This window comes from Nocardia sp. NRRL WC-3656, assembly GCF_000720265.1.
GTDB lineage: Bacteria > Actinomycetota > Actinomycetes > Mycobacteriales > Mycobacteriaceae > Nocardia > Nocardia nova.
Genome location: NZ_JOJF01000018.1, coordinates 69,735 through 78,729, shown reverse-complemented (window position 1 = coordinate 78,729; position 8,995 = coordinate 69,735). Strand labels below are relative to the sequence as shown.

General features: G+C 69.3%; 11 protein-coding genes and 2 pseudogenes. 8 read left to right on the top strand and 5 right to left on the bottom strand.

Annotated elements, in window-relative coordinates:
- Window positions 1-48 precede the first annotated feature (48 nt).
- A complete protein-coding gene (locus IG65_RS0122675; RefSeq protein WP_030516962.1) occupies window positions 49-1,779 on the top strand; it encodes an FAD-dependent oxidoreductase in 1,731 nt (576 codons plus the stop codon).
- Window positions 1,780-1,804: 25 nt separating this feature from the next.
- Here the strand turns inward: IG65_RS0122675 and IG65_RS37005 are convergent, their stop codons facing one another.
- The 3 genes and pseudogenes from IG65_RS37005 to IG65_RS39810 all read right to left on the bottom strand — a co-directional run.
- Entirely contained in the window at window positions 1,805-2,566 is a 762-nt protein-coding gene (locus IG65_RS37005; protein ID WP_036525483.1) for an ABC transporter permease, read from the bottom strand.
- A 20-nt stretch (window positions 2,567-2,586) separates the two neighbouring features.
- Window positions 2,587-2,838, bottom strand: a pseudogene (locus IG65_RS39235) (ATP-binding cassette domain-containing protein); the annotation flags it as partial.
- 250 nt (window positions 2,839-3,088) lie between these two features.
- Window positions 3,089-3,151, bottom strand: a pseudogene (locus IG65_RS39810) (hypothetical protein); the annotation flags it as partial.
- Window positions 3,152-3,374: 223 nt separating this feature from the next.
- On the opposite strand from IG65_RS39810, the gene IG65_RS0122660 reads away from it, so the two are divergent.
- From IG65_RS0122660 to IG65_RS0122645, 4 genes are all read left to right on the top strand, one after another.
- The gene (locus tag IG65_RS0122660; protein WP_197039888.1) at window positions 3,375-4,076 is read left to right on the top strand and encodes a type 1 glutamine amidotransferase domain-containing protein; all 702 of its coding nucleotides are present in this window, start codon (window positions 3,375-3,377) and stop codon (window positions 4,074-4,076) included.
- On the top strand, window positions 4,073-4,423 hold the full coding sequence (locus tag IG65_RS0122655; RefSeq protein ID WP_030516958.1) for a UBP-type zinc finger domain-containing protein: 351 nt from the start codon (window positions 4,073-4,075) through the stop codon (window positions 4,421-4,423). Before IG65_RS0122660 ends, IG65_RS0122655 begins: the two co-directional genes overlap by 4 nt.
- A 119-nt stretch (window positions 4,424-4,542) precedes the next feature.
- Entirely contained in the window at window positions 4,543-5,097 is a 555-nt protein-coding gene (locus IG65_RS0122650; RefSeq protein ID WP_030516957.1) for a flavodoxin domain-containing protein, read from the top strand.
- A 33-nt stretch (window positions 5,098-5,130) separates the two neighbouring features.
- Window positions 5,131-5,643, top strand: coding sequence for a flavodoxin domain-containing protein (locus IG65_RS0122645; protein WP_030516956.1), 513 nt, complete (start codon window positions 5,131-5,133; stop codon window positions 5,641-5,643).
- A gap of 31 nt (window positions 5,644-5,674) precedes the next feature.
- On the opposite strand, the gene IG65_RS0122640 is transcribed toward IG65_RS0122645, so the two are convergent.
- Entirely contained in the window at window positions 5,675-6,076 is a 402-nt protein-coding gene (locus IG65_RS0122640; RefSeq protein ID WP_231509358.1) for a cupin domain-containing protein, read from the bottom strand.
- Window positions 6,077-6,210: 134 nt separating this feature from the next.
- Here IG65_RS0122640 and IG65_RS0122635 point away from each other — a divergent pair, with 134 nt between their 5' ends.
- Window positions 6,211-6,789: a TetR/AcrR family transcriptional regulator gene (locus tag IG65_RS0122635; RefSeq protein ID WP_030516954.1), complete on the top strand. Its 579-nt coding sequence runs from the start codon at window positions 6,211-6,213 to the stop codon at window positions 6,787-6,789.
- 10 nt (window positions 6,790-6,799) lie between these two features.
- On the opposite strand, the gene IG65_RS0122630 is transcribed toward IG65_RS0122635, so the two are convergent.
- Window positions 6,800-7,702 carry a LysR family transcriptional regulator gene (locus IG65_RS0122630; RefSeq protein ID WP_030516953.1) on the bottom strand — a complete coding sequence of 301 codons (903 nt, stop codon included), beginning with the start codon at window positions 7,700-7,702 and terminating at the stop codon, window positions 6,800-6,802.
- 79 nt (window positions 7,703-7,781) lie between these two features.
- On the opposite strand from IG65_RS0122630, the gene IG65_RS0122625 reads away from it, so the two are divergent.
- The gene (locus IG65_RS0122625; protein WP_030516952.1) at window positions 7,782-8,438 is read left to right on the top strand and encodes an SDR family oxidoreductase; all 657 of its coding nucleotides are present in this window, start codon (window positions 7,782-7,784) and stop codon (window positions 8,436-8,438) included.
- The gene (locus tag IG65_RS0122620; protein WP_030516951.1) at window positions 8,435-8,992 is read left to right on the top strand and encodes an ester cyclase; all 558 of its coding nucleotides are present in this window, start codon (window positions 8,435-8,437) and stop codon (window positions 8,990-8,992) included. The genes IG65_RS0122625 and IG65_RS0122620 overlap by 4 nt, the downstream gene beginning before the upstream one ends.
- Window positions 8,993-8,995 lie beyond the last annotated feature (3 nt).

Below are 8,995 nucleotides of genomic sequence, written 5' to 3'. Positions count from 1 at the left end.
CGTCGCGGCCGCGGTGGTGACTTGTTAGCGTCCTCGGTAGGAGGTGTCATGAGGGCAGCGCGGCCTTTCGATGTCGATGTGGTGATCGTCGGATCCGGATTCGGCGGCAGTGTGACGGCATTGCGATTGGTGGAGAAGGGATATTCGGTCGCGGTACTCGAGGCCGGGCGACGCTACGAAGACGCCGACTTCGCCACCAGTAGCTGGGATCTGCGGCGATATCTGTGGGCGCCGGCACTGGGCTGCTACGGCATCCAGCGGATCCACCGGCTGCGCGACTGCTTCATCCTCGCCGGCGCCGGAGTCGGCGGCGGCTCGCTCAACTACGCCAACACCCTCTACAAACCGGGACACGCGTTCTTCGAGGACCGGCAGTGGGCCGAGATCACGGACTGGGACGCCGAACTCACCCCGCACTACGACCAGGCCCGGCGCATGCTCGGTGTCGTGGAGAATCCGCACACCACCCCGGCCGACGAGATCATCCGTTCGGTGGCCGAAGATATGGGCGTCGCCGACACTTACGTCCCGACGCCGGTCGGCGTGTACTTCGGCGAGCCCGGAGTCGTGAGCCCCGACCCCTATTTCGGTGGTGTGGGACCGGAGCGCACGGGGTGTATCGAATGCGGCGAGTGTATGACCGGTTGCCGGCACGGCGCGAAGAACACACTGGTCAAGAACTATCTCGGTTTGGCCGAAAGCGCTGGGGCGCAAATACATCCGATGACGACGGTGACCGCGCTGCGACCGCAGGCCGACGGCAGCTGGCGCGTCGAGACGCGCCGGACGGGCCGATTACGGGGTGGCAAGCGCAGCTTCTCGGCGCGGTACGTGGTGCTGGCGGCGGGGACCTGGGGTACGCAGCGGTTGCTGTTCCGGATGCGTGATACGGGGGTGCTGCCGGCGCTCTCGCCGCAGCTGGGCGTGCTGACCCGCACGAATTCGGAGGCCATTCTGGGGGCGGGCCGCACCCGGGTGGACACCGGCCTGGATCTGACGGCGGGTGTGGCGATCACCTCGTCGTTCCATCCGACCGCCGATACCCATATCGAGCCGGTGCGCTACGGCAAGGGCTCGAACACGATGGGGTTGTTGCAGACCTATCTGGTCGACGGCGGGAAGGCCGTGCCGCGGTGGGTGCGGGTGCTGGCGATCGCGGCCACCCATCCGGTGCGGACGGTGCGGTTGCTGCGGACGCGGCGCTGGAGTGAGCGGACGTTGATTCTGCTGGTGATGCAGAGTCTGGACAATTCGATCACCACGTTCACCCGGCGCGGGCTGTTCGGTCGCCGCTACACCAGCAGACAGGGCTACGGCGAGCCGAATCCGTCGTGGATTCCGGCCGGACACGAGGTGACGCGGCGGGTGGCCGGCAAACTCGGCGCCACCGCGGGCAGTACCTGGCCCGATATTTTCGGTGTGCCGATGACGGCGCATTTCATCGGTGGGTGCGTGATCGGCGGCGACCGCGAGCACGGTGTGATCGATCCGTATCACCGTGTGCACGGCTATCCGACGTTGAGCATCGTGGACGGGTCGGCGATCTCGGCGAATCTCGGTGTGAATCCGTCGTTGACGATCGCCGCTCAGGCCGAGCGGGCGGCGTCGATGTGGCCGAACAAGAACGAGCGGGATTCGCGTCCGCCGATGGATCTGCCCTACCGGCGCATCGATCCGGTCCCGCCGGCGGCGCCGGTGGTTCCGCCCTCCTCCCCTGCCGCGTTGCGGCTGCCGATCGTGGAGGTCCGCCACACGGCCGCGGATGGTCGCCCGGCCTGAACCGGCGCGGCCGCGGTTCTGGGCGTCAATGTGTGAGGCGCCCCAGCAGTGCTGAGGCACAGGCGATTCCGAGGAGGCCGGCCAGGACGAGGACGCCGAAGTCGGTCCACAGGTCGGCGGTGCCGCCGACGAGCAGGCCGCGCAGGGCGTCGACCTCGTAGCTGAGCGGGTTGACGTGGCTGACGGCGTGCAGCCAGCCGGGCATGAGTGCCAGCGGGTAGAGGGCGTTGGAGGCGAAGAACAGCGGCATGGTGATGGTTTGGCCGATGCCCATGAGGCGGTCGCGCTTGGTGACCAGCCCGGCGATGGTCATCGACAGGCAGGCGAAGAAGGCGGCACCGAGGACGACGACGGCGAGGGCGCCGAGCAGTTTCAGCGGGTTCATCGTCATGTGGACGCCCATGATCAGGGCGAGCACGACGATGATCAGCACCTGGGCGATGGCGCGCACTCCGGCGGCGAAGCATTTGCCGGTGATCAGCGCCGCGCGGGGTGTGGGGGTGACCATGAGTTTGTTGAGGATGCCGGCGTCGCGGTCCCAGATCAGTTGGATGCCGTAGAAGATCGCGATGAACAGTGCCGATTGGGCGATGATGCCGGGTGCGAGGAAGTCCAGGTAGGGCATGTCGCCGGTGGGGATGGTGTGCAGGCGGGCGAAGGTGGTGCCGAAGATCAGCATCCACAGCGCGGGTTGCACTGCGCGGGTGACCAATTCGGTGCGGTCGTGGCGCAGTTTCTGCAGTTCGACGATCGCGAAGGTGAGGATGCGGGAGCCCAGGGTGGCGATGCGGGCGGCGCCGTGCGGGGCGTGGTGCCGAAGCGGGTGCGCAGGTCGTGGACGCGTTCCCAGACGCTGTCGCGGGCGATGGGGTCGAGGCCGACGGTGGGTTCGTCGAGGATGAGCAGGGCGGGCCGGTTGACGAGGGCTTGGGCGAGTTCGAGGCGGCGGATCATGCCGCCGGAGTAGCCGGCGGCGAGGCGGTCGGCGACGTCGAGCAGGTTCATGGACGGCGCCGGCAAAACCACCACCATCCGCCTGGGTGTTCGGGTGGGGCGTGGGGGGTCGTCGTCGTCCTTGTTCGTGGTCGTGCAGGAGTTCGGTGATCTTGTCGACGACGGCGAGGCCGCGGAGGAGGTCGTCGCGTTCGGCCGGTGTGAGGGCGTCGAGGGCGGTGGCGACGATGTCGTGGCGGCGTCTGCGGATGTCGTCGACGTCGCGCTGGACGTGGGCGGGCAGGCTCAGGCGCATGACGCGGCGGTCGGCGGGGTCGGGTTCGCGGACGAGGAGGTCGTCTTTGACGAGTGCGGTGTCGAAGGTGGAGACGCTGTTGGGGGCCAGGCCCATGTCGGCGGCGGCGGATTTGACGGAGATGTGGGGGTTGCGGCCGACGAGGCGCAGGAATTCGGCTTGGGAGGCGCTGACGCCGGGCCGGTCGAAGGATCGGCCGGCGATGCGGCCGACTTGGCGGCGGCTCCGGCGATCGGCTCCTGTGTTACGTTGTGATCGACATCACGCGGCCGGCGGTGTTCCCGGATTGGACGCCAGTGATCTCGGACGGCCGGTCGCCCATCGCACGGACCGGAAGGAGATCGCTGTGGCCACCGACCGGATTCTGGTCATCGTCACCAATGCCGGGGAGTACGAGAAGGTCGGCTATCGCACCGGGCTGTGGCTCGGCGAGCTGACCCATTTCTACGACTATGTCACCGAACAGGGCTATACCGTCGACATCGCCAGTCCCGCAGGCGGATTCGTGCCCATCGATCCGGAGAGCCTGGCGCACGACGTCCTGGCCGACCTCGGCACCGACCGCCGTTACCGCGACCGGGAATTCATGGATCTGCTCGACCGTACGCGCAGCATCGGCGAGATCGAGGTCGAGGATTACGACGCGATCTACTTCACCGGCGGGCACGGGGTCATGTTCGACTTCCGTGGCGACGATCTCGGCGCGCTGACCGCGGCGTTCCACGACAGCGGCCGCGTGGTGTCGGCGGTGTGCCACGGGCCGGTCGGGTTGCTGAACGTCCCCCTGGAAAGCGGGGCCGCGCTGATCGCCGGGCGGCGGGTGACCGGGTTCTCGTGGCCGGAGGAGGAAGCCGCCCAGCGTGCCGACGCGGTACCGTTCAACCTTCAGGACGAACTCGTGAAAGTGGGCGCCGACTACAGCATTGCCGACGAGCCGTTCGGGGTCCACGTCGTGACGGACGGGCGGCTGATCACCGGTCAGAATCCCGCCAGTGCCCGCGGCGTGGCCGAAGCTGTGGTCGCGACCCTGAGAGGAGATCAGCGGTGAGCGATTCCGGCAGCGATATCGATGTCGAGGTGCCCGCCAGCGGGACCGGTTGCGCGGAGTGTGTGGCCGTCGGCGGTTGGTGGGTGCATCTGCGTCGGTGCGCGCGCTGCGGGCACGTGGGTTGCTGCGACACCTCCCCCGCCCAGCACGCCACCGCCCACTTCCGCAGCACCGGCCATCCGATCATCCAGAGCTTCGAACCGGGTGAGGACTGGTTCTACGACTACCGCGACGGTGCGGTCGGTGAGGGGCCGCAATTGGCGCCGCCGACCAGCCGTCCGGAGACGCAGCCGGTGCCGGGGCCGGCGGGGAAGGTGCCCGCCGACTGGCAGGACCAGATCCACTGACGCATGCGCGGCGCCGGGCCCCGGCGGTGTGGCGAGGCCGCCCACTGGGGACGTTCGTCCTCATCGCATGAGGTACGCCGCCTCTGGGAGGGGTCGCGGGCCGGGCGCAGGCTCGACGTATGACTCACGAAACTGTTCGCATCGCAGTCGTTTTCGCCACCGCGCAGGGCTCGACCCGGGAGATCGCCGACTATATCGGGGCGGCGCTGGCCAACCGCGGAGCCGATGTGGAGGTCGCCGATGTGGCGCATGCGCCGGAGTTGTCGCGGTTCGACGCGGTGATCCTCGGCAGTGCCGTGCACAACATGGATGTGCTTCCCGAGATGTCGGGGTTCGTTCGGAGTCATCGTTACGAGCTGGCCGCGACGAATGTGTGGCTGTTCACCGTGGGGCTCGGGCCGGCGCTGCGGGGGCCGATCGGGCGGCGGATGGGCAGAATCGCGCCGCCGAAGATCGCCGCGTTGCGCGATTCGATCCATCCGGTCGGCTACCGCGCCTTCGCGGGCCATTTCGAGAACGTGGGAGTGTCGCTGAAGGCGCGGATCATCTACCGCCTGCTCGGCGGCGGTCGCTTCGGTGACCTGCGCGACTGGCCCGCGATCGGGGAATGGACGGCGACGATCGGCCGGATCCTGCTTCTGCCCCAGCCCGCCGCGAATATCGCCTACCCGTAGTTCGCCCCGCGGACGGTGAGAGGAAGGTGCGCCGTGACATCGAAACCTGTTCTCGTGGCGTACGGCTCCACACGGGGCGGTACTGCCGAAATGGCGGAGTGGATCGGCGAGTCGCTGCGCTCGGCCGGTGTCGACGCCGAGGTCCGCACTGCGCGTGAGGTTCGCTCCCTCGACGGATATGGGGCGGTGGTCCTCGGCGGTGCGCTCTACACCGGTCGCTGGCATCGTCACGCCCGCCGCTTCGCTCGTCGTTTCGCGCGGCAGTTGCGCACGCGGCCGGTCTGGCTGTTCGCCAGTGGGCCGCTGGACGACTCGCTCACCTCCGGCGGTCCCGAAAAGGTTCCGGGGCTCAAAGCCGTCGAGCGAGCCGCCCGTCGCGTGAATGCCCGGGATTACACGATTTTCGGTGGCCGCCTGCAGGCCGATGCCCGCGGTTTCCCGGCCGCGGCGATGGCCAAGACGATGGCGGGTGATTTCCGTGACCCCCAGCATGTTCGCGAGTGGGCGAGCGGTCTGGCCGCCGAGCTCGTTCCGGGCCCGCGTTGATCGCTGCGCCGGGCCCGTATCGGGCTGTCGTTCAGGACTCCTCGTAGCGGATGCTGTGGGCCGCGGCGATGGGGTTGATCTTGTGTGGGTCGAGCGCGCCGTCGGTGAGCACGGTGGGCCCCGCGTCGAACAGATCTTCCAGATAGCATTCCCATCCGCCCGGTGACGATATCTGGATCACCGCGGGCGGCGGGTTCGAGACCGCGCGCAGGGCGTGCGGGATGCCGTGCGGCAGCAGGACGAACGTTCCGGCGGGCGCGACGTACGACCGGTCGTCGAAGTCGACGCCGAGTTCACCGCTGAGCACATAGATGGCTTCGTCGGCCACCTCGTGGGTGTGTCGCGGGATATCGCGAGCCAGGGTCACCTCGAGTAAGGAGAACCGGCCCTCGGTGTCGGCGGTGGTGGCCTTGACCGCAAAGGCGGGTGGCATCGGAATCCGGCCCGGGCGTACCTCGCCCGGGGCCAATCGGAGAAATCTGTTGTGCGACATCGTGCTACCCTTCCGGCGACAAAACGGAATCGGAATCCGCTTCCGTCTAGATGGTAGCCGGAAAGGACGCACGGATGTCAACGCCCGCGACGCCACGAAAGACGCGCGCCGACGCGGCACGCAACCGCGACCGCCTCCTCGGGGCTGCTCGGGAATTGTTCGCCGAGAAGGGCTCTCAGGTGCAGTTGCCCGACGTGGCACGCGCGGCGGGTGTCGGGGTCGGCACGGTCTATCGCCACTTCCCCACCCTCGCGGAGCTGGTCGACGCGGCCGCCGAACAGCGCTTCGCGGAGATCGAGAACTACGCGCGCACAGAATGTCTCACGCGTGCCGGTGCCGGCGAGGGGCTGCGACGCTATCTGATGCATGTGGGTGAGCTGCTCAGCGCCGATCGCGGCCTGTCCGCGGCCGTCGAAGCGGCCCGCCGCTCGCCCGGTAGCGAGCCGCGCGGAATGTCTCGTGCCCGGCTGGAAGCCGTTGTCGGCGAGATCATCGCGGGCGATCGCGAGGCCGGTGCACTGCGGCAGGACTGCACCGCCGCGGACGCCTACCTGCTCGTCGGTGCGATCTCGGCGACGATCCGCACGGGCAGCGGGGACTGGCGGCGCCTGCTCGACCTGATGCTCGACGGCCTACGGCCGCGTACGTCGTAGCCGTCGCGGATCAGCCGAGTTGTCGTGCGGCCGAGGGGTGCACAGGGACACCGCGGTCGACGAGGTCGGAGGCGAAGCGGCGCAGCAGTGGATCGGCGGGGGTGGCGAGAAGACAGACGAGATCGCGGGAGACGCTGGGGTGCAAGCGTTTCAGGGTCGCCGGCAGGCCGGGGCCCAGAGCGGTGACGGGGACCAGGGCGATGCCGAGTCCGGCTGCGGCCAGTTGTGCCGCGGTGGCAGCCTGCCGGGTGCGCATGACCGGGCTGAGGGTGACGCCGTGGGCCGCGGCTCGGGCGTCGAGCCAGCCGGCGAGGCCGTTGTCGGGGTGGTAGTGCACCACCGGTTGGTCGTGGAGGTCGTCGAATCCGAGCCGATCCTGCCGGGCCAGGGCGTGATCGGCGGGGAGGACCGCGACGATCTCTTCGCTGCCGACGAGTTCGGATGCGCCGGTCCAGCGAGTCGGCCGGGGTCCCAAAGCCAGGTCGGCCGTTCCGGATTCGAGGTGGCGGACGAGGTCGTCGGCGCTCGTGGCCTCGGTGAGCGTCACGTGCACCGCGGGGTGGCGGCGCAACCAGGTGCGCAGTACGGGGGCGAGCAGACTCGCGGTCAGGCTCTCCGCGCAGGCCAGTCGCAACAGGCCGCCTTCGCCCCGGGCCGTGGCCCGCCCGCCGTCGACGACGCGAGCGGCCGCGGTCAGCGCCGCACGGGCGTCGGCCTCGATAACGCGGCCGATGGCGGTGGCGCGCACCCCGCGCGGGAGTCGTTGCAGCACCGGTGCCCCGATCTCGCGTTCGAGCGCCGCCAACTGGTGCGACAGCGCGGGTTGTGACATGTGCAGTGCGGTGGCGGCGTCGGTGATCGAGCCGGCATCGAGCACGGCGATGAGGCATTCCAGTGCCCGCAACGTTGGCATTCGTACATCCTATTGCAGCCATCGAAAACATTCATTCGGCGAAGGGATTATCCGGCGCTGTCGCGCTGCTGAACCGGGCATGACAACGCTGCAAGACAAGAAGATGGTCATCGTCGGCGCCGGATCGGGCATCGGCCGTCGTCTGGCCGCCGACGCCGAAGCGCAAGGGGCGCAGGTGATTTCGGTGGGCCGGCCCGAACTGGACCTGGCCGACGAGGCGACCGTGCGCGCCGTGGCCGAACGTATCGGCGAGGTGGACTACCTGGTGTCGCCGGCCGCCGACCACGCCAACGGCCCGGTCACCACACTCGACCACGACGCGGTGCGCCGCGCCTTCGACGCCAAGGTGATCGGGCCGATCCTGCTCGCCAAACACTTCGCTCCGCGATTCCGCGCCGGAGGTGCGATGCTGCTGTTCTCCGGTGTCGCGGCCTGGCGGCCGTCCCCGGGACGGTCGGTGATGGCCACCACCAACGCCGCGGCCGCCGCTCTGGCCGAGGCGCTGGCGGTCGAGCTGGCGCCGGTGCGCGTCACCGCGATCTCCCCCGGCATCGTCGACTCGGGCGTGTGGGACGGGCCCGGCAAGGAGGAGCTCTTCCGGACCGTCGCCGATCGCAATCCGGCTCGCCGGGTCGGGACACCGGCCGACATCTCCGCCGCGGCACTGCTGGCGCTGACCAACCCCTTCCTCACCGGCACCACCCTGCATGTCGACGGCGGCGGGAGACTGGCATGAGGATCGCGCTGTTCGTCTGCGCCGCACTGCTTCTGGGTGCCTGCTCGGCGCAGCCGCCGCACCCGGCCGACCCCGTCGACCGTTCCGGCGACCTGGTCGTACCGCGAGCCGTGCACATCGACGGCGGGCTCGGCGCCGACCGGGCCGCACGCGAAGTTCGTGCGGCACAACGGCTCTACACCTTCTGGAACACCGGCAACGTCGACTACCTGCGGCAGGCTGTCACACCGTCGTTCCGGGACAACACCCTGCCGCCGGGCCGGCCGCAGGGACCGGCCGGACCCGCCGCGGCGTCGAAGGCCTTCCGCGCCGCCGTCCCCGACCTCACCTGTGAGCTGTCGGATCTGTACGTCACCGGGGACACCCTCACGGCCCGGCTGGTCTTCCGCGGCCACTTCACCGGCACCTACAACGGGGCCGGCGGTTCCGGGCAGGCCGTCGAATTCGACGCCATCGACATCCAGCACCTCGGCGACGACCACGCCCGGATCATCGAGGATTGGCATATCGAGGACAACCTGGGGTTCCTGCGCCAGATCGGGCAGACACCGTGACCG

What these genes read in the sequence shown, in the direction of transcription:
- IG65_RS0122630 (WP_030516953.1), bottom strand. Translation starts at nt 7,702, where the DNA reads ATGCCAACGTTGCGGGCACTGGAATGCCTCATCGCCGTGCTCGATGCC.
- IG65_RS0122640 (WP_231509358.1), bottom strand. Translation starts at nt 6,076, where the DNA reads ATGCCACCCGCCTTTGCGGTCAAGGCCACCACCGCCGACACCGAGGGC.
- IG65_RS0122620 (WP_030516951.1), top strand. Translation starts at nt 8,435, where the DNA reads ATGAGGATCGCGCTGTTCGTCTGCGCCGCACTGCTTCTGGGTGCCTGC.
- IG65_RS0122675 (WP_030516962.1), top strand. Translation starts at nt 49, where the DNA reads ATGAGGGCAGCGCGGCCTTTCGATGTCGATGTGGTGATCGTCGGATCC.
- IG65_RS0122650 (WP_030516957.1), top strand. Translation starts at nt 4,543, where the DNA reads ATGACTCACGAAACTGTTCGCATCGCAGTCGTTTTCGCCACCGCGCAG.
- IG65_RS0122625 (WP_030516952.1), top strand. Translation starts at nt 7,782, where the DNA reads ATGACAACGCTGCAAGACAAGAAGATGGTCATCGTCGGCGCCGGATCG.
- IG65_RS0122635 (WP_030516954.1), top strand. Translation starts at nt 6,211, where the DNA reads ATGTCAACGCCCGCGACGCCACGAAAGACGCGCGCCGACGCGGCACGC.